This window comes from Pantoea sp. Taur (assembly GCF_009830025.1).
GTDB classification, from domain to species: Bacteria; Pseudomonadota; Gammaproteobacteria; order Enterobacterales; family Enterobacteriaceae; genus Pantoea; species Pantoea communis.
This window is the reverse complement of sequence record NZ_SZZZ01000003.1, coordinates 325,732-349,086: the sequence shown is the minus strand read 5'-3', so window position 1 is coordinate 349,086 and position 23,355 is coordinate 325,732. Positions and strand designations below refer to the sequence as shown.

Sequence of the window (23,355 nt, the reverse complement as noted above, 5' to 3'; positions counted from 1 at the left end):
ACTGAGATCCCTTGTAAGTGAAATTATATTGGTATAGTGAGATGCTGCGTATTTAATCGACGAAATCTTGCAGGTGGGAGGTTATATTTGCGCACAAAAGATCGGGTAAATGACTGTTGTGAGTCATAACCATATTTCACTGAAATATCGATAACCGCCTCGTGGCTACGCAGCAAGTCTTTGGCTGCAGATTCCAGCTTTCGGTCACGAATGTAGTGACCAAGGCTGACATGCATAATACGATGAAACATTCTTTGCAGATGCCATTTGGAGTATCCTGCACGCTCGGCAACCTGTTCTATTTTTAACGGAGAATGAATGTTAGCTTTAATCCACTCGGCCAGTTCATAAACAATTTTTTCATAACGATCCATAATTTCACCCGTTCTATTCTTAATCAAAGTAAAGGCGAAACAATTGAAAGCAATAGAATGCCCGGCGCTCTGTTTAATTGAGCGGATAAGCTATTAAGACGGTATGTTGTGCTTTCGAATCTATCTCGCCAGTGAACGATATCTCTTGCGACTGAATTAAGAGTAACATTACAAGATACAGATTATTAGCATGTGGAATCAGATAAGCTTTATGATCGGTGCTCATGAATAATGCATCATAAAGTGAACAAGTTGGTGGTACAGATGCTATAGAGTGATCCACTTCAAAGTGAACACCTGCGGTAAGCCGCGATATGTGAGATAGCCACATATGTTTCAGCTTGTTTATGATAGTTTCATTGAATCCGGACAGAGATGTGAGTAGGCGATGCTAAGAGAAAATTTCAGCGATCTGGTGTATCTGGTGATGGTCGCCCGGGAACGCAGTTTTACCCGTGCCGCCGCCAAATTGGGTGTCTCTCAATCCGCGCTAAGCCATGCCATGCGCGGTCTTGAAGAGCGGCTTAAGACGCGTCTGTTGACGCGCACCACCCGCAGCGTGGCACCCACGGAAGCTGGCGAGCAACTTATCCAGAATATTGCGCCCTTGATGTCAGATATTGAAAAAGCGCTGGTGGCTTTGACCGAACACCAGACGCGCACCTCGGGCAATATCCGGATTACCGCCGGTGAACATGCGCTGCACTCCACGCTTTGGCCATTAATTAAGCCCTATCTTCAGGAATACCCTGACGTGAACATTGAACTCTCCGTCGATAACACCCTTACCGACATTGTGAGCGGGCGTTTTGATGCCGGGGTGAGATTAGGCGAGCAGGTGGAAAAGGATATGGTGGCGGTGCGCATCGGTCCTGACTGGAGAATGCTGGTGGTTGCTACCCCCGAGTATTTTAAACATCACGGTATTCCTGAAACGCCGTATGAATTGCAGCATCACAACTGTATCAATATGCGCTTGCCGACACTGGGTGGATTGTATAACTGGGAGTTCACCAAAGATAAAAAAGAGATTCGCGTTAAAGTTGAAGGTCAGCTTATTTTCAATAACCTCAGTTCGCGTATTGAAGCGGCACTTAGCGGCATGGGGATTTTGTATGCGCCGGAAGATTCTGTGCGGAAATATATTGATGAAGGTCTGTTGCAGTGTGTGCTGATAGACTGGTGCGAACCTTTTAGTGGTTACTATTTATATTATCCCAGCCGCAAACAGCATACGGCGGCGTTTTCTAAATTGATTGAAGCGGTGCGCTACCAAGGCTGAGTGTTATTAGGCGCACTCTATTTTCAAAACTCACCACGCCGTCAAAGTCATTCCGATTCCATACTAAGGCGATTTTTCATTCTGAATAAGTTGCCTTTTAATTCGCTTTGCTTCCTCTGCTTTCTGCCGCATCCGCCCCTGCATGGTGACTTTGCTTCCTGGTTTCGCTTCAACCAGTAGCACTCAAATATTGGTGAATTTTACTCATAGAGGCATTCAGCTGGCGTGTATTCCGCATTTCACTATTATTTGTAAGGATAAAAAATTCCCCTCCGAACCGCCTTTTGTGAGCGTTGTACTACCAATGGGAGCGCATACCGATGGAACTGCACATCAACAATAATACCTACCAATCAGATGCTGAAGCGGACACGCCACTGCTTTGGGTGATCCGTGATGATCTGGCTATGACGGGCACCAAGTATGGCTGCGGCCTGGCGCAATGTGGGGCATGTTCAGTGATGATCGACGGACAGGTTGTTCGTTCTTGCGTGACTCCGGTTGAGAAAGCCGTGGGTAAACAGATCACCACCATCGAAGCCATCGAAAGTGATGACATAGGCAAGCGGCTGGTGGATGCGTGGATCAAATATCAGGTACCGCAATGTGGCTACTGCCAATCGGGCCAGGTGATGGCCGCAAGGGCACTGTTGGAAAATAATCCACACCCTTCCGAAGAGGAGATTGCCGCCGCCATGGTGAATCTGTGTCGTTGCGGAACCTACAACGCCATCCGTGCGGCGATTCATGAAGTCGCTGGCATAGGGGTAAAAGTATGAGCCGCCTTGCAGAATCCCTCGAAACACTTGGCGAGCAGCCCGCGAATCTCTCACGCCGCCGCTTTTTGCTGGCCAGCAGCAGCCTGGCCGGTGCTTTTGTGCTGGGCGTAGGTTTACCGATTGGTGAAGGGCGAGCGCAAACTGCGGACGTTTCTCTGCCTCCCGTCACTCGTGTGCCAGCCTTCCTGGAAATTCGCCCCGATAGCTCCATCAAATTCCTCTCGCCTTTTGTTGAAGGCGGACAAGGGATCTTTACCGCCATGGCGCAAATTGTCGGGGAAGAACTGGATGCCGATCCCGCTACCTTTGTGGTTGAGAATGCGCCCGCGGGTTCGCAATACAAAGTAATGGACAGTGGAATGCGCATCACCGGGGGCAGCCAGTCCGTTCGTTCCAGCTATACCACGATGCGACGCCTGGGTGCGCTGGCGCGGCAGATGTTATTGCAGGCTGCGGCTGCTGCGCTCTCCGTACCGGTTGATCAACTGCAAACTGAACCGGGACGTGTCATTCACGCCGCCTCTGGTCGCTCCCTCACTTATGGAGAACTGGCTGAGCGTGCGCGCGATTTACCGGTGCCGTCGCCTGAATCAATAAAGCTTAAAGATCCCGCGCAGTTTCGCTGGATAGGTAAGCCGGTTCAGCGCCTGGATATGCATGAGAAATCCACCGGACAGGCCATTTACACCATTGATTGCCGGGTTGATGACATGCTGCATGCGGCCGTTCAGCATGCGCCACGACTGGGGCTGACAGCGGGCGATATCCGTAATCTGCAACAGGTGAAAGGCATGAAAGGCGTACATTCAGTCCATGTGCTGACTGGCGCGGTTGCCGTGGTCGCTGAACGCTGGTGGCAAGCCAAACGCGCGGCCGAAACGCTCCAGGTTGACTGGCGAGAGCCGCAAACGCCAGATGCGAATTACATGCCTGCCGATTTCTCCAGTGAGGCGTTTGCCGCAGCACTGGCGCAGGAGCCCGGCAACGGTGAGGATGCGGAAGTGAAGGGGGATTTCGCCCAGGGGATGTCAGCAGCGAAAACAAGGCTTAGCGCGACCTATCACAGCCAGTATCTCAATCACGCTCAGCTGGAGCCGCCGTCAGCCCTCGCGCGCTTTAATAACGATGGCACGCTGGAATTGTGGATCCCCAATCAGGCCCCGGAGATGTTTCAGGCGGATATCGCTAAGCGCACCGGTCTGAAACCAGAAAACATCACCATCCATTCACCGCTGCTCGGAGGATTTTTTGGTCGCCACTTTGTTTATGACACAGCGATGGTCTATCCGCAGGCGATTCAGCTGGCAAAAGCGGTGGGCCGTCCCGTCAAACTGATTTGGAGCCGTGAAGAAGAGTTCTTGCGTGATACCCACCGACCTATGGCTGCCGTTCGCTTCCAGGCAGGACTGGATGCGCAGGGGTACCCGGTTGCACTGGAGGCCATCAGCATATGCGAGGGGCCAAGAGAAGGAATAGCCGGTAAACACGGTAGCAAACTGGATCCCACGGCGGTGGAGGGACTGGCTGGGAAATCCTACGCAATTCCTAACGTGCGCATCGCGCAGATTTATAAAAAGGGTCCGGTCAAACTCGGTTACTGGCGTTCGGTGGGCAACTCGATGAATGATTTTCTCTATGAGTGCTTCCTCGATGAAATGGCCGATCACAGCAAACTCGATCCCTTTGCCTTGCGTCTGCATTTGCTACAGGGCAACGAACGTTTAACCACTTTGCTGAATGCGGTGGCAGAGCTTTCAGGTGGCTGGCAGGCGGGGCCCTACACGGCGGCTGATGGTACTCGTCGTGCACGCGGTGTGGCGATGGCCTCGCCGTTTGGCACTGAGGCGGCAGCCATTGCTGAAGTGTCTATCGAAAACGGTCAGGTCACCGTGCATCAGATATGGGAAGCCATTGATCCCGGCAGCATTGTCAATCCGGCGATAGTTGAGGCGCAGGTTAACGGCGCCGTGGCGCTGGGGTTATCACAGGTTCTGCTGGAAGAAAGTGTGTATGAGAAAGGGCAGCCGGTAGCGCGTAACTACGATATGTATCCCATCTTGCCACCCTCACGGATGGCGCAGGTGCACGTACGTATCGTGGAGAGCGGCGCAAAAATGGGCGGCATCGGTGAACCGCCGCTGCCTGCGGTGCCGCCTGCCGTGGCGAATGCGGTGTCCCGACTGACTGGTGAGCGCATTCGCGCCATGCCTCTCTCTCGCTTTACCTTCAGCTGACAGGAATAGACCATGAATCTCAAAAGGTTTGGGCTGATATCAGCTGTCGTGGTTTGCGTGGCTGTGCTGGCATGCCTTTGGCTTATGCGCGCGCCTGCTTCGCATTTTGATGATCATCCCGTGACGCCGACTGTGGCTTCGGCGGACATGGTGCGCAAAGGCGAATATGTTGCCCGTCTTAGCGATTGTGTCGCTTGCCATAGCACTCCTGATGCACCGCCGTTCAGCGGCGGACTGGCGATGGCCACGCCGGTGGGCAAGATTTTTACCACCAACATCACGCCAGATAACGATACCGGTATTGGTCGCTACACACTGGCTGATTTCGATCGTGCAGTACGCCATGGCGTGGCGCAGGACGGCCATCGGCTCTATCCCGCTATGCCGTTTCCCTCTTATCAGAAGCTGTCCGATGACGATATTGCGGCGCTGTATGCGTTTATGAAGCAGGGTGTTAAACCGGTTTCTCGCCAGAACATCGCTTCTGAGATTCCCTGGCCATTGAACATGCGCTGGCCGCTGGCATTCTGGAGCGCGGCATTTTCACGTGGCGGACCTTATCAGTCGCAGGAAGGGCATGATGCTCTGTGGAATCGGGGTGCGTATCTGGTTGAGGGTCCCGGTCACTGTGGTAGCTGCCATACGCCGCGCGGGCTGGCATTTAATGAAAAAGCGCTGGATGCCGGCAGCCCTGATTACCTGGCGGGGGCATTATTGGACGGCTGGTACGCAACGAGCCTGCGTAATGACGCCAATACCGGCATCAGTCGCTGGAGTGAACAGGATGTTGTGACGTTCCTGAAACAGGGGCGTAATCAGCATGCAGTGGTGTTTGGATCAATGGCTGACGCCTTCAATAACTCGACGCAGTTTATGAATGAGGACGATCTGCGTGCGATAGCGCACTACCTGAAAGCGCTGCCATCGGGCAGTCAAAATGCAGGCAGCAGTTGGCAGTATCAAAATACGGAAAGCACGCTCGCAGATAACCCCTCTGGTAGCCAGATTTATACAGCGCGATGCAGTAGTTGTCACGGTGCCGATGGTCGTGGTCAGGCGCCGTGGATCCCACCGCTGGCGGGTGCAACCTCGATGCAAGTGGATTCCGCTTCGGCTATCAACGTGGTCCTCAATGGTTCAGCCCGAATTGTTGCCGATGGCGTGCCAGATGCTTACCGCATGCCACCGTACCGGAAACAACTGACCGATCAGCAGGCTGCTGAAGTGCTGAATTTTATCCGTACTTCGTGGGGAAATCAGGGTGAAAAAGTGGATGCAAAAGCGGTCAGTGAGCTGCGGGGTAAAACCGATCCGGCCAGCAGTAACGTGATTATTTTGCAGATGCGTTAGCCATGAAACTAGCGACTTTTGATAAGACGATGGAATGCCAAACGGGAGAACCCCATGCACAACCTTGATGAGCAGGTCATCAGTACTGCGCTGACGTGGGCAGAGGAATCTCCCCTATGGCTCTGCACGGTGCTCAGCACCTATGGCTCATCACCGCGGCAGCCGGGCGCAATGATGGTGATCAGAGAAGATGGGCGTTACTGCGGTTCGCTATCAGGCGGATGTGTGGAAGAGAGCTTTCTCACGCGCATTAGCGATGCGGTATTCTCCGCTGCTAGCCAGATAGTGCGTTACGGTGAGGGCGGCTTTGCGCCTGATCGCGCGCTGCCCTGCGGTGGCGTGCTGGATATTCTGGTAGAAAAATTGCTGCCCGGCATTGCCGCGACGGACTATCTGCAGCGCATGCAACAAGCGATGATCAGTGCCCACTCACTAGAGAAACGGCTGGTATTACCTCATGCCTGCCATGTTGTTAAACCCAGCGCTTATGCCAGTCACACCTTTGCTCAAATCAAGGGGGCTGAAGTGGTGCTCACACTGTCTGCTCCGCCCAGAGTGATTATTGCGGGCCTGTCGAACGTCGCGCTGTATTGCGCTAATTTCGCGCTGGCTCTGGGATTCGAAACGCTGGTGTGTGAACACAGTGAAGAGGTGCTGCTCAACCTGGCGGGCGATCTTGATAGTGGCATCACACTCATCAGGCAATTTCCGGCGGCTTATCTGGAACGAGAGGGCTGCCATCCCGGCACGGCGATCCTTTCACTGACCCACGATCCGCGGATTGATGATCTCACGATGATGGAGGCGGTGAATCTGCCGGCCTTTTACATTGGTGCGATGGGATCGATGAACAACAGCCAGCGACGTAAAGAACGGCTGGTGCGGATTGGCGACTTAGAGCCCCGGCAGGTCAGCAGAATCCATGCACCGGTGGGTATTGATATTGGTAGCAAAACACCCGCTGAAATCGCGCTGTCGATCATGGCGGATATCGTTCGCTATAAAAACGGTGTGTGCCGATCCGAGGTCGCCACGGCACATGACGTGAGCGCTGCGCATCCATGAAGTTCGCCATATTGATAATGGCTGCTGGCTTAAGCCAACGTTTCAAGCAGGCAAATAGCGGGCATAAATTGCTGGCGTTGCTACAAGGCAAACCTGTTCTGCAGCATACACTTGAGCAGGCACTTGCCAGTGAAATGGATGTCTATGTGGTATCCCGGCCTGAAGACAGAGACATTCATCTGCTGGCCTGTCGGGGGCACCTGATTAAAGTGGCAAGCGCAGGATTGGGCCACTCCATTGCCGCAGGTGTTGCAGCCACATCACAATATGATGGCTGGTTAATTGTGCTGGCAGATATGCCGTTACTGACCACCGCCAGCTATCTGGCGGTGGGGCGGGCGTTAAAGACATCCCCTTTGGTGCGCAGCGAAGTAAACGGTATACCCGGTCATCCGGTGGCTTTTCAAAAACCGTTTTATGCCGATTTGATTCAGTTAGAGGGTGATAATGGCGCGCGTGCGTTGCTCAGCACCCATCCCGTAATGCCAGTCAAATTAACCGATCAAGGGTGCCTGCAGGATGTTGATACGCCCGCGATGCTCAGCCTGTTAGCTCAGCGGTTATCCGAAGGCTAAAGAGGAAGCGTAGAGCGAGGGATAATTACTCCGCTTTGATTGTTGAATTTTGTTCATAAACCCATCCTGATTTGACTACCTTATCAATCAATCCGCGTGATCCTACACTCTTAGCTGCTATCAATGTGGCCGCCCATTCCAGAGCGGTCACCACCCAAACCTGAAGCACGGAGCTCCCATAATGAGAATGGCTGTTGCCCTCATACTGGCGTTATCTGTTTCAGTTGTTTCTGCAAAGGAGAACACATCGATGATCACTGTCTGGCAAAGTGGTGAAAAACCTTCGGTTAAAGGCAACTCAGAATATTTCACCGGTACGGTGCGTATTGATGCGCCGTTTCAGGGAAGCGAACCTGCACGTATCGGCGGCGCAACGGTGACCTTTGAACCCTCCGCGCGCACGGCATGGCATACCCATCCGCTCGGGCAAACGCTGATTGTGACAGCAGGTCTGGGGCGTGTGCAGGAGTGGGGCGGTGAAGCACGTGATATCCGTCCTGGCGATGTTGTGTGGATCCCGGCAGGCGTAAAACATTGGCATGGTGCCGCACCAGAAAACAGCATGTCGCACATTGCCATCGCTGAAGCTGAAAACGGCAAGGTGGTGGAGTGGCTGGAGAAAGTGAGCGATGAGCAGTACGGTTCCTCGGCCTCTTTGTAAGGAGTAAAAGATGACGAAAAGCATCAATGCCTCGTTAATGATGTGCGCTGCGCTCGCCTCTTCAGTGAGTCTGGCTGATGAACCCTCCGAGCCAGAACAGAAAAAATATGTCGCGCTACAGCAAAAACAGACTCATCCATTGACCCTGCAACAAAAGAGTATCGCGGTGATTGCGGCCCATGCCGCCACAGGCAATATTGCCAAACTGAATGACGCGCTGAATCAGGGATTGGACGCGGGTCTGACCCTCAGCCAGTGCCGTGAGGTGCTGGTGCAACTTTATGCCTATGCCGGTTTCCCTCGCAGCCTCAACGCGCTGGGAGAATTGATGAAAGTAACGGATGCCCGCCGCTTACAGGGCAAAAATGACCAGCCAGGCAACGAGGCCGGGCCGGTTCCTGCGCCCGAAAACATGCTTTCCGCCGGTACGCGCAATCAGACGGCGCTGGTCGGCAATCCGGTGAAAGGGCCATTGTTTGAATTCGCCCCGGCGATCGATCAGTTCCTCAAAGCGCATTTGTTTGGCGACATTTTCGCGCGCGATAACCTCGACTGGAAAAGTCGTGAGTTAGCTACTGTGGGCTCTTTAGCCGGAATGAGCGGTGTCGAGTCGCAACTGCAGTCGCATCTGCGCATCAGCATGAATGTCGGCTTCGACAAATCACAACTGGCGGAACTTCAGACTGTGTTTAACGCGCAGGGAGAAGAAGCGGTCGCTCAGCGAATTGAAGTGGCGTTGGCACAGATAAAATAATAAATCCCTTATAAACGCACCGGTATTTATTCCGGTGCGTTTCGCTGTTTAATATAATAACGAAGAGTATATTCCCTCAGGCTTATATCCAATCGTGCAAACCTTTCCCGATTAGTTTATTACGCTCAACCACCCGTCATTCGCAACGCTGAATGATGCACAACCCTCTGTTTTACATTATCTATTTATCTATGAATATTCCGCACCACCCTGATATGCATTAATTAAAAATGCATACGACAATAATATGTTTTACCCATTACCCGCCGCCATCACACACTGCTCGCCATCATCATTGAGGAAAAGGATTTGGCGTATGTCATATCGACTGAGCTTATTAGATAAATCGCCGATTGCCGATGGAGAGAGCGCGTCGCATGCCCTGCATCGCACATTACAGCTGGCGCAGCAGGCTGAGGCCTGGGGCTATCACCGCTTCTGGCTGGCAGAGCATCACAACACTGACCGTCTGGCGAGCCCCTCTCCTGAATTGCTGATCGCCTGGATCATTGGGCAGACGCAGCATATTCGCGTCGGCTCTGGTGGCGTGATGTTGCAACACTACAGTCCTTACAAAGTTGCCGAAAATTTCAACCTGTTAGCCTCGCTCGCGCCAGGCCGTATCGATCTCGGTGTGGGTAAAGCGCCCGGCGGTTTACCGCTCTCCACCCGCGCTTTACAGCAGGGCATCCATCAGGAAGAAAAGGGCAGCTTTGCTGAACAGCTTTCACTGCTGGATAGCTGGCTGGATGTTCCGCCGGTGGGCGATGAAGAGATCCTGCGCGCCACACCGCAGCCGCCACGTCCGGCTAACCGATTCCTGCTGGGTGCCAGCGAACAAAGTGCCAGGCTGGCAGCAGAACTGGGCTGGCAACTGGTGTTTGCGGCACATCACAACGGCGATCCGCTGTTAATGGAACAGGTGCTTAACAGCTATCGCCAATACAGCAACGGCAAGCAGGCGCTGGCGGCCGTGCAGGTGGTGGTCGCTGATTCCCCGGCTGAGGCTGATTTGCTGGTGGATAATCTGCGCGTCTATCACGTCAGTGTGAAAGACGGCCCAAGCGTCAACGTGGGCAGCGTTGAGCAAGCTGAACGTTACGTGAGACAGGGCGGTTATACCGATTATGTCATTGAGCCGCGCACGCCATCGTTGCTGAAAGGCACTGCCGCGCAGGTGCACGCCAAACTGGACGCCTTGCACCAGAATTTCGGCATTGAAGAGTTCGTGATTGATACCCCGATTGCTGAGGAGCAGGCGCGAGTGACATCTCTCGAACTGCTGGCAACGCATCGACTGGTTGCGGCGTAATTGGGAGATAACCATGACTCACACAAGCGAACAGCAACTGATTGACTGGCGACGCGAGCTGCACAGCTGGCCTGAGCTGTCTGGACATGAAGTGGAAACCACAGCGCGTTTGCGCCGCTGGCTACAGGACGCTGGCTTGCGGTTGCTCGATTATCCGCTGGAAACCGGTCTGGTGGTTGAAGTGGGTCAGGGTGAGACGCTGATCGCGTTGCGAGCTGATATTGATGCCCTGCCGATTCATGAAGCCACCGGCCTCGCCTACCGCTCACGTAATGCGGGTGTGATGCACGCCTGCGGCCATGATGTTCATAGCGCGGTGATGCTGGGCGCGGCACTGCAACTCCATGCGCTGGAAGATCAACTGCCGGGACGCATCCGTATTCTGTTCCAGCCAGCCGAAGAAAATGCCACCGGTGCGCGCAAGTTTATCCATGCTGGTGTGTTGCAAGATGTGCAGGCGATCTTTGGTATGCACAACGAACCAGGCTTACCGACGGGTGCCTTCGCCACGCGCGGCGGGGCGTTTTATGCCAATGCCGATAAGTTTGTGGTGCGCGTCGCCAGCCCTGAACAGGGAGTGGATGCCATTCTCGTGTCCAGCCAGATCATTCAGGCACTGCAATCACTCACCAGCCGCAGTTTTAACACCCTGGATAGCCTGGTGTTGAGCGTGACGCGCATCGATGCCGGTCAATCTGGCAACACTTTACCGAGAGAAGCCGAATTTGGCGGCACGGTGCGCACCCATGACAAGCAGGTGCGGGCGCAACTGGAACAGCGCGCGCGTCAGATTGTCGAGCACATTGCGGCGGCAAACGGTGCGACCGCGACCTTCAGCTGGCATCCGGGCCCGCCGGTGCTAGAAAACGATGCAGGCTGGGCGCAGTTTGCCAGTGAAATTGCTCAGCAGGTGGGGTATCGGGTGCAAACCGCAGAACTGCACCTCGGCGGCGAAGATTTTGCGTATTACTTACAACAGATCCCTGGCGCGTTTGTCAGCATTGGCAGCGCCAGTGAATTTGGTCTGCATCACGGCGGTTTCAACCCCGATGAAGCACTGATCGCGCCTGCCGCGCACTATTTCACCCAACTGGCGCAGCAGGCCTTGCAGCATCTCAATGCACGATGTCGTGACGCAATTCTGAGTTAGCCCATTTAACCCAATATCCTCCGCTTTGTATGGCGACGAAACCGTCGCCGTCAGGCTATGCCATGGAAAAGAGAGAACACTATGACTGCAAGACAACTGCGACTTGGCACTATTCTGCATGGCGCATCCGGCAATATGTCCGCCTGGCGTCATCCGGCGGCGCAGGCTAATGCCAGCATCAATTTTGACTATGCGAAGCATATTGCGCGCAAAGCGGAAGCCGGCAAGCTGGATTTTCTGTTTGTCGCCGACGGTTTGTTTATCAATGAGAAATCGATCCCCCATTTTCTTAATCGCTTCGAGCCGTTGACGCTGCTGTCGGCGCTGGCGGGGGTGACTGAGCATTTAGGATTGGTGGGTACGGTCTCCACTTCTTACAGCGAACCCTTTACGGTTGCACGCCAGTTTGCCAGTCTCGATCACCTTAGCGGCGGACGTGCAGGCTGGAACGTGGTGACCTCGCCATTGGAAGGATCGGCGAAAAACTTTTCGCGCCAGCAGCATCCGGAGCACGCGCTGCGCTATCGCATCGCCGACGAGTATTTGCAGGTGGTGAAAGGGCTGTGGGATTCATGGGAAAAGGATGCCTTTGTGCGGAACAAAGAGAGCGGCCAGTTCTTTGATGCCGCTAAACTGCATACCCTTAATCACCACGGTGATTTCTTCCAGGTGCAGGGGCCACTGAACATCGAACGCACGCCGCAGGGACGTCCGATCGTCTTTCAGGCCGGTGCGTCAGAGGATGGTAAAAAGCTGGCAGCGCGCCACGCCGATGCCATTTTCACCCATCAGCCGACGCACGAAGAGGCGCAAGCTTTCTATCAAGATGTGAAAAAGCAGCTGGTGGCGAACGGACGTGAACCGCAGGATCTGCATATCTTCCAGGGCGTTGGCGTCATCGTTGGCGATGATGCCGAAGACGTTGAGCGTCAGTACCAAACTACCGCTGCACTGGTTTCCATCAAAGATGCATTGAACTACCTCGGTCGCTTCTTCGATCACCACGACTTCTCGCAATACCCGCTGGATGAACCCTTCCCGGATATTGGCGATATCGGCCAAAACAGCTTCCGCAGCACCACCGATGAAATCAAACGTAAGGCGCAAGCGCACGGTCACACACTGCGTCAGGCCGCACTGGAAGCGGCCACGCCGCGCCCGCTGTTCTTTGGCACGCCAGAAGAGGTGGCGGATGGCTTACAGCTGTGGTTTGAAACCGAGGCCACCGATGGCTTCATTATTCAGGGCGGCACGCCGGATACCTTCGAACGCTTTGTTGACCGCGTTATCCCCCTCTTGCAAGCGCGCGGCCTGACCCGCAGCGAATATCCCGGCACCACGCTGCGTGCCAGCTTCGGTCTGAAAGACCCGGTTAATCAGTTCACACAACAATAAATTAAAGAGAAAACACGCTATGCAGAAAAAATCCCTGATTGCGCTGATGTTGCTGAGTTTAAGCAGTGCGGCTTTGGCTGAAGAAGTGGCGGTGAACGGTCAGCAGATCAGCATCGAAGCCAATAAAACACCGGTGAACACTGCGGCAAATCCCGCTGCGGTGGCGCAAATTCCGGCCGGACATAAGTTTGCCGTGCCAGGCTCATTTACCGTAGCGGTGGCCGCACTGAACTCCCCGCCATTAACCGTATTTAGTGATGACAACAAAACCCTGCTCGGCAGCGAAGTGGATATCGCTCGTCTGGTGGCCGACAGCCTGGGATTGAAACTCAATGTGGTGCCGACCTCGTGGGAAGACTGGCCGCTGGGCGTGGCTTCCGGCAAATATGACGCGGCGATTACCAATGTCACCGTGACCAAAGAGCGTAAAGAGCGCTTCGATTTCGCCACCTATCGCAAAGATTCTCTGGGTTTCTACGTGAAATCCAGCAGCCAGATTAAGTCCCTGAACAAAGCCGAAGACATCGCCGGGCTGCGCATCATTGTGGGTTCCGGCACCAACCAGGAAGCGATCCTGCTGGCGTGGGACAAAGAGAATCAGGCGAAAGGACTGAAGCCTTTCACGCCGGTGTACACCAAAGATGATGCTGCGCAAACGCTGGCGCTGCAGTCCGGTCGCGCAGATGCCTACTTCGGTCCGAATGTGATTGGCGCGTGGAAAGCCGCGTTAACCCATCAAACCAAACTGGTGGGCAGCGTGGATGGGGGTTGGCCGAAAGCCGCACACATTGCGGTGACGGTGAAAAAAGACAACGGTCTGGTACAGCCGATTAACACCGCGCTCAACGGCGTGATCAAGAACGGTGATTACGACAAGGTGCTGAACCGTTGGGGTGAAGGCGTGGAGCGTCTGGATCGATCTGAAATCAACCCAGCCGGTCTTGGCGACTAAGGAGGCTGCATGAGCCAGCAATTTTTCCGCGAAGTGCATCCTGAAGCCGCTGAGTTGCAGCCGATTATCACCGGTCTGTTTGGCGAGTATGCGGCACGTTACGGCGATTTCTTCAAAAGCGCGAACGAGGTGGAATTAACCGAATGGTACTTGCCGCCGCGTGGGCTGTTTATCGTGCTGGAGCGTGACGGCGAGATCATCGCCATGGGCGCCTATAAACCTTATGACGAGGTGACCGCGGAATTTAAACGCATCTGGACGCGTAGCGATCTGCGCCGTCAGGGATTGGCGCTGCTGATTTTGCAGGAGCTTGAACGGCGTGCGTTGCGCGCCGGTTATCAGCGCGTGTTCCTGACCACCGGATTTCGCCAGCCGGAAGCCGTGCAACTATATATCGGCCACGGCTATCAGCCGCAGTTTGCGCTACGCGAAGATATGGAAATCTACAGTCGGCCACCTCATGACGGGCGTTTACGCTTCCTCAAGGTGATTGATGTGCACAGCGTGGCGCAGGCCAGCTAAGGAGTTGAGATGAGTCAGGAAAAACATTTAACCGTGGTGCCCGCACGCTATCCAGGAAGGATCATCGGGGCGATTGTCGCACTGTTTATTCTCGCCAGCGTGATTGATTCGGTGGCCTTTAATCCCCGTTGGGAATGGCGCGTATTTGCCCGCTGGTTCTTTGATCCGGTGATTCTCACAGGGCTGGGACAAACGCTGTTACTGACGTTGTTCGGCACGGTGCTGAGTTTGATTTTTGGCGGCCTGCTGGCGCTGGCGCGGCTCTCTTCGTCATGGTTATTGAGCACGCTGGCGTTTGGTTACATCTGGCTATTTCGCTCGCTGCCGCTGATTGTGGTGCTGATTATTCTCTATAACTTCTCCTACCTGTACGACACGCTGTCGCTCGGCGTGCCTTTCACGGCACTGTCGTGGGGCCATTTCCAGACCATCAATGTGCTGGGGCAGTTCCCGGCAGCGGTGATTGGATTGACGCTGGTGCAGAGCGCCTACAGTGCGGAGATTATTCGCGGCGGCTTTTTGGGTGTCGATCACGGTCAGTTCGAGGCGGCATCGGCGCTGGGATTATCATCGTCCCGTCGAACCTTCCGCATCATTCTGCCGCAGGCATTGCGCGCCATTATTCCCACCACCTTTAACGAAATCATCAGCCTCGCCAAAGGGACTTCCATGGTGTACGTGCTGGCGATGCCGGAACTGTTTTATACCATCCAGATGATCTACAACCGCACGCAACAGGTGATCCCGCTGTTAATGGTGGGTGCGGCCTGGTATCTGATTATCACCACCGTATTGTCACTGCTGCAGCACAGCGTTGAACGTTGGCTGGCCCGCAGCGTGACACATGAACCGCAACCGTCGCGCTGGCGTCAATGGCGCAATCGCTCTGCTACCGCCAATGAGGAGCTTTCTCATGTCCGAAGCCATTGATTATCGCAATCTGCACACTACCGGTGCCATCAGCATTACCGGCGTCAGTAAGTCATTTGGTAAACACAAAGCGCTGGATGACGTCTCGCTGGAGCTGGAACCTGGCTCGGTGACGGTGATTCTTGGCCCGTCAGGATCAGGGAAATCCACGCTACTGCGCACCATTAATCACCTTGAGCGCGTGGACGAAGGTTTTATTCAAATCGACGGTGATTACATCGGTTACCAACGTCGTGGTGACAAGTTGTATGAGCTGAAAGAGAAGGCGATTTTGCGCCAGCGCATCAACGTCGGTTACGTGTTTCAGAACTTCAATTTATTTCCCCATCTGACGGTTTTAGACAACCTGATTGAAGCACCGATTGCCCATCGTCAATTGTCACGACGCGAGGCGATTGAGCGTGCAGGTGAGTTGCTGGATATCGTGGGATTGCGCCATAAAGCTGATGCCTGGCCGCGCCATCTTTCGGGTGGCCAGCAGCAGCGCATTGCCATTGCACGCGCGTTAATGCTGAATCCACGTGTGATGCTGTTTGATGAACCGACCTCGGCGCTCGATCCCGAGTTGGTGGGTGAGGTGCTGGACGTGATTAAGAAGCTGGCACGCTCTGGCACCACCCTGGTGATTGTCACGCACGAGATTGGTTTTGCGCGCGAAGTGGCGGATCAGGTGGTGTTTATGGTTGATGGTCGTATCGTCGAGCAGGGCAGTACGCACCAGGTGTTGAACCAACCGCGTCATGAGCGTACGAAACGATTTTTGGCGCGGGTGCTGTAATGGAAAGAGTGATAGTCAGCGCGCTGGCCGCATGGTTGTTCAGCTCGCCACTGTTTGCCGCAGAAACGCTGGATGCAAAAAACAACGAAACGCCAATCCACATTCCGGCTAACCCGCAAGCCATTGCCAAAATTCCGGCCGGTTTTCATTTTGTGACGCCGGGATATTTGACGGTCGCGACTTCCGCATCCAATTCCCCGCCAATAGGCTTGTGGGCATCAGACAATAAAACGCTGATTGGTAGCGACCCTGATTTCGCCCGGCTGCTGGCCGACAGTTTGGGGTTGAAACTCAAGCTGGTGCCTGCCGCCTGGGAAGACTGGCCGCTGGGCCTCACCGCCGGACGTTATGATGTGGCGATGTTTAATATCGCGGTGACGGAAGAACGGAAACAGAAGTTCGATTTCGCGACTTACCGCGCGGATAACCATGCGTTCGCCGTGAAAACGGACAGTGCAATCACGGCGATCAAAGGGCGCGAGGACGTGGCGGGTAAACGCATCATTGTCGGTTCCGGTACTAACCAGGAGAAAATTTTGCTGAGTTGGGATGCGAAAAACCGTGCACAGGGGTTGGCACCGGTTCAGCCGATTTATCTCAATGATGATGCTTCAGCGACGCTGGCGTTGCTCTCCGGGCGCGCCGATGCTTCATTTGGCCCACAAGCCATGGCGGCATGGAAAGTGGCGTCACGCGGTCAAACCAAAATCGTCGGTCACGGTCCGTTCCGCGCCTGGGTGGCAGTGACGACTAAAAAAGGTAATGGGCTGGATGTGGCATTACAGCAGGCGATCAATGGAGCGATAACCAGCGGACAGTACCAACAAGTGCTGGCACGCTGGGGAGAACAGGAGGAGGGCGTGGAGGCGTCACAGGTCAATCCGCCTGGGATTGTTTATCAATAAATAATTTTTTTGTTAATTGAGAGAAAACTCACAGCTTGATTGTTGTGAGTTTTTTATTTTCAGCGTTGTTGTGAACTTATTCATTCTTTTATTTATTTTTTTTTGGCATGAATTAAACGGTAAATCTCGATTTTTGACCGTGAAATAAACTCGCCTTGCATTTAATTAATCGCTTCAGATGTTTTTTGTATCTTCTCTTACAAGGAACGGTATTGTTTAGCCTGTCGGTAAAGTGTCATATTGACATTTCCTGAGGGAATGTGAGGTTGAAAAAGAGTAAAAAGGATTTTGAATGAGTCTGGCTTAACCTGCATTACCCAATCAACGTATAAAAGATTGGGGTTAACATGTTAGTTGAAAATATAAGAGGTCAACTTAATATCTGCCACGCGCAATCCCTACAGTGCAGAGAAATTAAGCGGCCGAGATTGGGGGGCGTTTTCATGGAGTCAAGAGTCAGGAAACGGGAAGAGACGGTTGCCATCATCGCTACAGATGTTGCCGTTATTAAATCGAATTACGCCACTAAACAGGATATGGCTGGAGTCAGGACTGAAATCGTTGAAGTCAAATTAGAAATAGCAGAATTACGGTCCGAGGTTCGCGAAGTGAAAGCCGATGTTGCGTCCATAAAGGAAAATTACGCGACCAAAGCGGATGTACTGGCGATCAGGGGCGATCTGTACCAGGCGTGAACAAACAAACCAAATGGATGGTTTCAATGCAACTCGTCACGTTAGGACTGGCGTTAACGATCGCCAAAGCGATATTTTAATCCTGTGCACAATGGCGGCTCAGCCGCCGCCATTGCAAAAGTCTCTTATGTGGTGGCTTTACGGATCCAAAGCGCAGCCTCTCCCGCAGGGAGCGGACGGGCAAAGTGATACCCCTGGAACAAGTTACAGCCTTTGTCGCGCAGGTAGTCGAAATACTCTTCGCTTTCGATCCCTTCAGCCAGCACGTTCAATCCCATTTCACGCGACAGTTCAATCGTTTTGTGTACCACAATGGCGGCGGATTCATTGTCAAAAATATGCATGATAAGCGATTTATCGATCTTGATATCATCAATCGCGAAATCACTGATCGATTTCAGCGATGAATAGCCTACGCCAAAATCATCGATCGCCCATTTAATGCCTAACTGACTGAAGTGCTCAATGACACTGCTGATTCTTTTTTGATCGTAAATAAAGGTGGTTTCAGTTATTTCAAACTTTAGTCTTTCCGGACTGATTTTGTGATGTGAGAGCGTCAGCAAAGTATCCTGGGTAAAATCCCGATGCATCAACTGCAGTGGACTGATATTGATCGAAAACATCAAATTACTAAGATGATACATGCGATCCCAGTCAGACATTTGCTGCAGGGTTCTCTCCATCACCCATTTGCCAATCTCAATAATCAGCCCACTTTTCTCCGCCACAGGAATAAACACCTCGGGCGAGATAAAACCTTTAACCGGATGTTTCCAGCGCAATAAGGCTTCGAAGCCTATCAACTTTTTATTGGTATCCACCTGTGGCTGATAGTACAGCTCCAGTTGGTTCTTTTCGATGGCGTTGGAAAGCTCCCGTTTAATCAGGTCGGTCTCCGAATAATCACCGCGTGACGTAAACACGGTTAACAGTAGCGCGATAATCGACACACTGCAGTTAACAATATAGAAACCAGGTTCCTCAGGTATGCTCAGCCTGAAAGCCCCACTTTGCCAGGTTAATCCCGTGGCGATAAACAGCAGATAAAACGCCAGGCAAATGAGAGGAAAAATTTTACTGAGGTAATTCGATTGCTGGCGTAGCACCAGCGCGGAACCGATGGTCAGAGCCATCAGATAATTGTATTCCGAGCGCTTAACAATTGAATGATAATTATCCAGTAATAGTAGCAGGATAATACTGAATAAGAGTGCATGCACGATGAGGTAAAGGTTGCGTTTTAAGCCACTGCAGAAGGCTGCACTGGTGATGTAACCACCCAGTAATGTGCTGGCAGCATATAACCAGGCAATGTCATGGTGCCCCCTGACAACGTTAAACAATACCATGTAAATACCGGCCACAATGCTGGATGTCCCGGCGATCAACAAGGTTAAACGCAATTTCTTTTCCAGGCTATCGCCTTTCAAAACAAACGGCAGATTGCGAATGATTGAAAATCCTGAACTGAAATAAGAGATCATTAGCTATTCTCAGTTTTATAGTCATAATTATTTAATGTTTTCAGTCAGGTATATTAAGGAAAAGCGTGACGGCTGTCATAACTGTTTTCACGTTATTTACACTCATTCAAGCTGCATTATGATTTGACCTATGTTAGGGGAAGCGGGTGCTTTTCCGGATTAAACTGGCTGCTTGAGGTGACTTAAGTCGATTATTTCCATTTGTATGCGGCAGGTTAAGAAATCGCGAAAGCCGCAGCGCATTTTCTGCTTAGCGCGATTGTGCCTACCCTATGGCAAGTCCACACGTTAGAATGAAATCTAAATGCCTTAAGGTAGTTGCAGTGCCAGAGGCAAAAACAACAAGCGCTGGACACGTATTCAGCCTGGCCTGGCCCGATTGTGAAACCCACTTTTAAACGACTGGTTGCAATGAAAATACGCTTTCTATCTGCCAATGAGCTAAAGCTTGCCGAAGTGCGCACCATCCTGGAGCCGGTCGGCGTCGAAGTCATTCCCATCGCCCGCCGCATCGAAGAGATCCAAACAGAAAATGAAGTTGAACTGGTACGTGACAAACTCACCAAAGCCTTTTCCATCATTGGGCGTCCACTGTTTGTTGAGCACACCGGCCTGTATCTGGATGGGTTGAATGGTTTGCCTGCCGGATTGACGCGCATTTTCTGGAGCCGACTGAACGCTGAGCGCTTCACTAAACTGGTCAGCGGGCTGGACACCCCAAGCGTTACCGCCAAAACCGTGCTGGGTTATTGCGATGGCCGTAAAATGTACCAGTTTGAGGGCGAGCTGCGCGGCACCATCGCACCGGCACCGGCAGGACCGCGCGAGTTTCAGTGGGACTGCGTATTCATTCCAGAAGGCCATTCGCAGACCTTCGCTGAAATGGGTGAATTCAAAAACGAAATATCCATGCGCCGCCTGGCACTGGATCGCTTCGCCACCTTTCTTAAAACATCACGGGGACTGGCATGAAACCGGAACTCAAACGCGCCTACGATGCAGGCAAACTGATCCTGTTTGCGGGCGCGGGTATTTCACGCAATCTGGGTTTGCCGGAGTGGCATGAGCTGATTGCGCATCTGGCCAAAGAACTGGGTTACGACCCGAAGATCTTTAATACTTATGGCACACATCTTTCGCTGGCGGAGTATTACAAGCAACGCAAAGGTTCGCTCGGACCATTACGCAGCTGGATGGATCGTGAATGGCATCGCCCGGATATTGACGTGCGCAGCTCTGAAATTCACACCATGATCACGCAGGGCAATTTCTCCCGTATCTATACCACCAATTACGATCGCTGGCTGGAGATGGCGCACGAAGCTCACAATGTGCCGTACAGCAAAGTGGCGAATGCGGCAGATTTGGTGTCACTGACCGAAGACAAGCGTCATATCATTAAACTTCATGGTGATTTTGACGATGATACGTCCATCGTGCTGGATGAGAGCAGCTACTTCGAGCGCCTCTATTTCGATTCGCCGCTGGATATCAAACTGACGCATGACGTGATGGGCAACTCAGTGTTGTTTGTCGGTTACAGCATCAGTGACTTTAACATTCGTCTGTTATTCTATCGCCTGACGAAAATGTGGGGCCGCACCGGATTAGCGACCGCACGGCCGAAATCCTACCTGTTTACCAACCGCAATAATCCGGTGGCTAAAGAAGTGTTGGGGCAGTGGGGTATTGAAATGATCGTTTCAGAAGAGGACGATCCGCGCAAAGCGCTGGCGACGTTCCTGGAAGAATTACTGGCTTAGTGAGCAGAAAACGTTTGCTCAAAAAAGTTTGCTTAGAATATACTGTATATAAATACAGTTAACCGAGGTGCATCATGGCAGTCGAAACCAAATATGTTGTTGTCAGAAAGGGTGAAGAAAAAATGACGTTTGCCAATAAAAAAGACGCGGATGCCTGGGACAAAATGCTCGATATGGCGGACGCCTTCACCGACTGGCTGCAGCAGCATCAGCCTGAACTGGATGAGGCACAGGCTGAAGCGTTAGGCATGTTACTGGCTGAACAGAAGGATGCGGTGCAGCATATCCTGCGTACCAGCAAATTACCGGATGCGGTAAAGGAAGAAGCGTCAGCTGAAGTCGAGACTGAGGCTTCTGCGGAATCTGAAACCTCTGCGGAATCTGAAGCCTCCGCTGAAGCAGACACCGGTAAATCCGAAAAGAAAGTGCGCGCGGTTAAAGCTGCCTGATACTTTGCTAAGAGCTAAGAGCTAAGAGCTAAGAGCTAAGAGCTAAGAGCTAAGAGCTAAGAGCTAAGAGCTAAGAGCTAAGAGCTAAGAGCTAAGAGCTAAGAGCTAAGAGCTAAGAGCTAAGAGCTAAGAGCTGAGAGCTGAGAGCTTAGAACTTAGAACTGGGAGCGGCGAGAAGGTCGCTCCTGTTGCCTCACTAAACTCTACAGCTTGATCTGATAACGCGTACTACGCCCACCGCCCGGTAGTTTCTCCAGACAGCCTTTCTCCAGCAACTCCGTTAAATGGCGCGTCGCCGTGGCTTTACTGACCTTTGCCACTTTTTGATATTGGCTGGCGCTGATGCCGTCCTCAAACCCTTGTTCTCCGCCATCGAGCAAGCGATTCAATACGCGATTTTGCTCAGCGTTCAATTGGGCATTGTGATGAATCAGCCAGAATTTCGCTTTGTTCTGTATCCGCGTGACCGATGCCAGCGCCTCTTCCAGACTGTCATTAAGCACATCGAGGAACCACAGCATCCAGGCAGTGATGTCCAAATCGCCACGCTGTGTCTCTTGCAAAATCCGATAATAATCCGTGCGCCGGGTCAGAATCGATGACGACATGGCATATAAACGAATGCTTTGGCTGTCTGCTTGTGCCAGCGCCAAATCCGTCAGCGCACGCGTAATACGGCCGTTGCCATCATCAAAGGGATGTAGCGTGACGAACCACAGATGGCAAATGGCGGCGCGCAGCAGCGGATCGAGCTGAACCTCGTCATGGCTCTGATTAAACCAGCGAATAAACTGATCAAGCTGCCGTTCAAGCCCATCACGCGGTGGCGCTTCAAAATGGACAGTTGGACGATCGATGCGTCCGGACACCACCTGCATCGGTTCTTCACCGCGCAAACCGCCTACGTTTAAACGCTTAATCGTCCATTCACTCGACGGGAAAAGCCACTGATGCCACAGACACAGCCGCTCAAACGTGAGTGGCGTATCGCGCTGAGTGATGGCATCCATCATCATAGTGGCCAGTCCTTCAGATCGTTCGGAAACGGGATAGGGCTGCTCCAGCGAGACACCTAATCGCCGCGCAAGGGAAGACCTGACCGATTCGGCGTTAACACGCTCATCTTCAATGGCGGAGGAAGACAGGATGTTGGTGAGCAAAGTATTCAACGTTTGCGTATCGGTGTTATCGGAGATGCTTGCGCGGCCCAGCAAAATGCCGCGCTGCTGCTGGAGATAGCGCAATCGTGGCAGGAGTTTTTCCTCTTGCCAGCGAAAACTTGGCCAATCAGGTTTCTGCCATATCCACATATATTGCCTCATATCCTTTGCGAGTGAGCCAAACAGTCTGGTGATTAGGCTCAATTACTGAGCCATAAAGCCGCTTTATTCGGCTCACATAATGAGTTGAATGATACTGCCTAATCGGCTTAAACGCCAGTTCATTCAGCCCACCAACGAATGTAAGCCGCATGAGAAGGCGAAATGGGTGGCGATTTCAGGCTGAAATTTTAGGTGAGCCAGGAAAGGGTCTGTGTGCCAGATGGCGACCTGAGCGCCGCCATCTGGGAAAATGAAGTGACTATCGCTGTAGCAGTGATGGAGAGCAGATCAATGGGTGAAAAGTGAAAATGTTCCAGAGTAGTAACTCACCATCCACGCCACATACACCAGCCAAACCAATAGCAATCCTGTTAAGCCTAATTTACCTGTCATGATGCATTCCTCTTGTTATTTGGCGTCATGCGCCCTGTAACGAATAAGCTGACAGGATGATGAGATGACGATCTTGCGCCAGATCAAAAACAGCAGGATTTTGTCGCGGAAATGCACAGGTAATAAATGATCCAGGCAGAGAAAAGGTGTTGGGTCTCGCTTCGCTAAACCATTTATCACAGAAATTATAAGGAATTTAAGCGGATAAAAGTGCCGCTTATTGAACAT

Annotated in this window: 23 protein-coding genes; 20 read left to right on the top strand and 3 right to left on the bottom strand. The window is 52.6% G+C overall.

Translation table 11 applies throughout. The features are described 5' to 3' along the window. Window positions 1-23: 23 nt before the first annotated feature. Window positions 24-374, bottom strand: a complete 351-nt coding sequence (locus FD744_RS06260; protein ID WP_160867709.1) for a helix-turn-helix domain-containing protein — start codon at window positions 372-374, stop codon at window positions 24-26. A gap of 388 nt (window positions 375-762) precedes the next feature. Between FD744_RS06260 and FD744_RS06255 the strand changes: the two genes are divergently transcribed. The 17 genes from FD744_RS06255 to FD744_RS06175 all read left to right on the top strand — a co-directional run bounded on the left by FD744_RS06255 (window position 763) and on the right by FD744_RS06175 (window position 17,713). Then, window positions 763-1,656: a LysR family transcriptional regulator gene (locus FD744_RS06255; RefSeq protein ID WP_160867708.1), complete on the top strand. Its 894-nt coding sequence runs from the start codon at window positions 763-765 to the stop codon at window positions 1,654-1,656. Between the two features lie 320 nt (window positions 1,657-1,976). Continuing rightward, on the top strand, window positions 1,977-2,435 hold the full coding sequence (locus tag FD744_RS06250; RefSeq protein WP_160867707.1) for a (2Fe-2S)-binding protein: 459 nt from the start codon (window positions 1,977-1,979) through the stop codon (window positions 2,433-2,435). Beyond that, the gene (locus FD744_RS06245) at window positions 2,432-4,669 is read left to right on the top strand and encodes a molybdopterin cofactor-binding domain-containing protein (protein WP_160867706.1); all 2,238 of its coding nucleotides are present in this window, start codon (window positions 2,432-2,434) and stop codon (window positions 4,667-4,669) included. The genes FD744_RS06250 and FD744_RS06245 overlap by 4 nt, the downstream gene beginning before the upstream one ends. A gap of 120 nt (window positions 4,670-4,789) precedes the next feature. Next, window positions 4,790-6,019, top strand: coding sequence for a cytochrome c (locus FD744_RS06240; RefSeq protein WP_373424364.1), 1,230 nt, complete (start codon window positions 4,790-4,792; stop codon window positions 6,017-6,019). Window positions 6,020-6,073: 54 nt separating this feature from the next. After that, on the top strand, window positions 6,074-7,084 hold the full coding sequence (locus tag FD744_RS06235; RefSeq protein WP_160867704.1) for an XdhC family protein: 1,011 nt from the start codon (window positions 6,074-6,076) through the stop codon (window positions 7,082-7,084). Further along, window positions 7,081-7,659 carry an NTP transferase domain-containing protein gene (locus FD744_RS06230; RefSeq protein WP_160867703.1) on the top strand — a complete coding sequence of 193 codons (579 nt, stop codon included), beginning with the start codon at window positions 7,081-7,083 and terminating at the stop codon, window positions 7,657-7,659. Before FD744_RS06235 ends, FD744_RS06230 begins: the two co-directional genes overlap by 4 nt. Window positions 7,660-7,909: 250 nt before the next feature. Next, entirely contained in the window at window positions 7,910-8,320 is a 411-nt protein-coding gene (locus tag FD744_RS06225) for a cupin domain-containing protein (RefSeq protein ID WP_237449349.1), read from the top strand. Between the two features lie 10 nt (window positions 8,321-8,330). Continuing rightward, window positions 8,331-9,074 carry a carboxymuconolactone decarboxylase family protein gene (locus FD744_RS06220; RefSeq protein WP_160867701.1) on the top strand — a complete coding sequence of 248 codons (744 nt, stop codon included), beginning with the start codon at window positions 8,331-8,333 and terminating at the stop codon, window positions 9,072-9,074. Between the two features lie 316 nt (window positions 9,075-9,390). Continuing rightward, window positions 9,391-10,386: an MsnO8 family LLM class oxidoreductase gene (locus tag FD744_RS06215; RefSeq protein WP_160867700.1), complete on the top strand. Its 996-nt coding sequence runs from the start codon at window positions 9,391-9,393 to the stop codon at window positions 10,384-10,386. Between the two features lie 13 nt (window positions 10,387-10,399). After that, entirely contained in the window at window positions 10,400-11,536 is a 1,137-nt protein-coding gene (locus FD744_RS06210) for an amidohydrolase (RefSeq protein WP_160867699.1), read from the top strand. A gap of 81 nt (window positions 11,537-11,617) precedes the next feature. Next, window positions 11,618-12,931 (top strand): LLM class flavin-dependent oxidoreductase, encoded by a 1,314-nt coding sequence (locus FD744_RS06205; RefSeq protein WP_160867698.1) that lies wholly within the window; start codon window positions 11,618-11,620, stop codon window positions 12,929-12,931. A gap of 19 nt (window positions 12,932-12,950) precedes the next feature. Next, a complete protein-coding gene (locus tag FD744_RS06200) occupies window positions 12,951-13,883 on the top strand; it encodes an ABC transporter substrate-binding protein (protein ID WP_160867697.1) in 933 nt (310 codons plus the stop codon). Between the two features lie 9 nt (window positions 13,884-13,892). Further along, entirely contained in the window at window positions 13,893-14,405 is a 513-nt protein-coding gene (locus FD744_RS06195; RefSeq protein WP_160867696.1) for a GNAT family N-acetyltransferase, read from the top strand. 9 nt (window positions 14,406-14,414) lie between these two features. Next, complete coding sequence (locus tag FD744_RS06190; RefSeq protein ID WP_160867695.1) at window positions 14,415-15,335, top strand: amino acid ABC transporter permease; 921 nt, start codon at window positions 14,415-14,417, stop codon at window positions 15,333-15,335. Then, on the top strand, window positions 15,319-16,113 hold the full coding sequence (locus tag FD744_RS06185; protein ID WP_058962363.1) for an amino acid ABC transporter ATP-binding protein: 795 nt from the start codon (window positions 15,319-15,321) through the stop codon (window positions 16,111-16,113). Before FD744_RS06190 ends, FD744_RS06185 begins: the two co-directional genes overlap by 17 nt. Further along, window positions 16,113-17,018 (top strand): ABC transporter substrate-binding protein, encoded by a 906-nt coding sequence (locus FD744_RS06180; protein WP_160867694.1) that lies wholly within the window; start codon window positions 16,113-16,115, stop codon window positions 17,016-17,018. Before FD744_RS06185 ends, FD744_RS06180 begins: the two co-directional genes overlap by 1 nt. 443 nt (window positions 17,019-17,461) lie before the next feature. After that, a complete protein-coding gene (locus FD744_RS06175) occupies window positions 17,462-17,713 on the top strand; it encodes a hypothetical protein (protein ID WP_237449348.1) in 252 nt (83 codons plus the stop codon). Between the two features lie 125 nt (window positions 17,714-17,838). Here the strand turns inward: FD744_RS06175 and FD744_RS06170 are convergent, their stop codons facing one another. Further along, window positions 17,839-19,200 carry a bifunctional diguanylate cyclase/phosphodiesterase gene (locus tag FD744_RS06170; RefSeq protein WP_160867693.1) on the bottom strand — a complete coding sequence of 454 codons (1,362 nt, stop codon included), beginning with the start codon at window positions 19,198-19,200 and terminating at the stop codon, window positions 17,839-17,841. A gap of 411 nt (window positions 19,201-19,611) precedes the next feature. On the opposite strand from FD744_RS06170, the gene FD744_RS06165 reads away from it, so the two are divergent. The 3 genes from FD744_RS06165 (at window position 19,612) to FD744_RS06155 (ending at window position 21,412) form a co-directional block, all read left to right on the top strand. Further along, window positions 19,612-20,172, top strand: a complete 561-nt coding sequence (locus tag FD744_RS06165) for a non-canonical purine NTP pyrophosphatase (protein ID WP_097117855.1) — start codon at window positions 19,612-19,614, stop codon at window positions 20,170-20,172. After that, entirely contained in the window at window positions 20,169-20,963 is a 795-nt protein-coding gene (locus tag FD744_RS06160; protein ID WP_034829783.1) for an SIR2 family protein, read from the top strand. The genes FD744_RS06165 and FD744_RS06160 overlap by 4 nt, the downstream gene beginning before the upstream one ends. 74 nt (window positions 20,964-21,037) lie before the next feature. Continuing rightward, window positions 21,038-21,412, top strand: a complete 375-nt coding sequence (locus FD744_RS06155) for a YebG family protein (protein ID WP_160867692.1) — start codon at window positions 21,038-21,040, stop codon at window positions 21,410-21,412. Window positions 21,413-21,615: 203 nt separating this feature from the next. On the opposite strand, the gene FD744_RS06150 is transcribed toward FD744_RS06155, so the two are convergent. Then, the gene (locus FD744_RS06150; protein WP_160867691.1) at window positions 21,616-22,722 is read right to left on the bottom strand and encodes a Fic family protein; all 1,107 of its coding nucleotides are present in this window, start codon (window positions 22,720-22,722) and stop codon (window positions 21,616-21,618) included. Window positions 22,723-23,355 lie beyond the last annotated feature (633 nt).

What these genes read in the sequence shown, in the direction of transcription:
- FD744_RS06260 (WP_160867709.1), bottom strand. Translation starts at nt 374, where the DNA reads ATGGATCGTTATGAAAAAATTGTTTATGAACTGGCCGAGTGGATTAAA.
- FD744_RS06255 (WP_160867708.1), top strand. Translation starts at nt 763, where the DNA reads ATGCTAAGAGAAAATTTCAGCGATCTGGTGTATCTGGTGATGGTCGCC.
- FD744_RS06250 (WP_160867707.1), top strand. Translation starts at nt 1,977, where the DNA reads ATGGAACTGCACATCAACAATAATACCTACCAATCAGATGCTGAAGCG.
- FD744_RS06245 (WP_160867706.1), top strand. Translation starts at nt 2,432, where the DNA reads ATGAGCCGCCTTGCAGAATCCCTCGAAACACTTGGCGAGCAGCCCGCG.
- FD744_RS06235 (WP_160867704.1), top strand. Translation starts at nt 6,074, where the DNA reads ATGCACAACCTTGATGAGCAGGTCATCAGTACTGCGCTGACGTGGGCA.
- FD744_RS06230 (WP_160867703.1), top strand. Translation starts at nt 7,081, where the DNA reads ATGAAGTTCGCCATATTGATAATGGCTGCTGGCTTAAGCCAACGTTTC.
- FD744_RS06225 (WP_237449349.1), top strand. Translation starts at nt 7,910, where the DNA reads ATGATCACTGTCTGGCAAAGTGGTGAAAAACCTTCGGTTAAAGGCAAC.
- FD744_RS06220 (WP_160867701.1), top strand. Translation starts at nt 8,331, where the DNA reads ATGACGAAAAGCATCAATGCCTCGTTAATGATGTGCGCTGCGCTCGCC.
- FD744_RS06215 (WP_160867700.1), top strand. Translation starts at nt 9,391, where the DNA reads ATGTCATATCGACTGAGCTTATTAGATAAATCGCCGATTGCCGATGGA.
- FD744_RS06210 (WP_160867699.1), top strand. Translation starts at nt 10,400, where the DNA reads ATGACTCACACAAGCGAACAGCAACTGATTGACTGGCGACGCGAGCTG.
- FD744_RS06205 (WP_160867698.1), top strand. Translation starts at nt 11,618, where the DNA reads ATGACTGCAAGACAACTGCGACTTGGCACTATTCTGCATGGCGCATCC.
- FD744_RS06200 (WP_160867697.1), top strand. Translation starts at nt 12,951, where the DNA reads ATGCAGAAAAAATCCCTGATTGCGCTGATGTTGCTGAGTTTAAGCAGT.
- FD744_RS06195 (WP_160867696.1), top strand. Translation starts at nt 13,893, where the DNA reads ATGAGCCAGCAATTTTTCCGCGAAGTGCATCCTGAAGCCGCTGAGTTG.
- FD744_RS06190 (WP_160867695.1), top strand. Translation starts at nt 14,415, where the DNA reads ATGAGTCAGGAAAAACATTTAACCGTGGTGCCCGCACGCTATCCAGGA.
- FD744_RS06185 (WP_058962363.1), top strand. Translation starts at nt 15,319, where the DNA reads ATGTCCGAAGCCATTGATTATCGCAATCTGCACACTACCGGTGCCATC.
- FD744_RS06180 (WP_160867694.1), top strand. Translation starts at nt 16,113, where the DNA reads ATGGAAAGAGTGATAGTCAGCGCGCTGGCCGCATGGTTGTTCAGCTCG.
- FD744_RS06175 (WP_237449348.1), top strand. Translation starts at nt 17,462, where the DNA reads ATGGAGTCAAGAGTCAGGAAACGGGAAGAGACGGTTGCCATCATCGCT.
- FD744_RS06170 (WP_160867693.1), bottom strand. Translation starts at nt 19,200, where the DNA reads ATGATCTCTTATTTCAGTTCAGGATTTTCAATCATTCGCAATCTGCCG.
- FD744_RS06165 (WP_097117855.1), top strand. Translation starts at nt 19,612, where the DNA reads ATGAAAATACGCTTTCTATCTGCCAATGAGCTAAAGCTTGCCGAAGTG.
- FD744_RS06160 (WP_034829783.1), top strand. Translation starts at nt 20,169, where the DNA reads ATGAAACCGGAACTCAAACGCGCCTACGATGCAGGCAAACTGATCCTG.
- FD744_RS06155 (WP_160867692.1), top strand. Translation starts at nt 21,038, where the DNA reads ATGGCAGTCGAAACCAAATATGTTGTTGTCAGAAAGGGTGAAGAAAAA.
- FD744_RS06150 (WP_160867691.1), bottom strand. Translation starts at nt 22,722, where the DNA reads ATGTGGATATGGCAGAAACCTGATTGGCCAAGTTTTCGCTGGCAAGAG.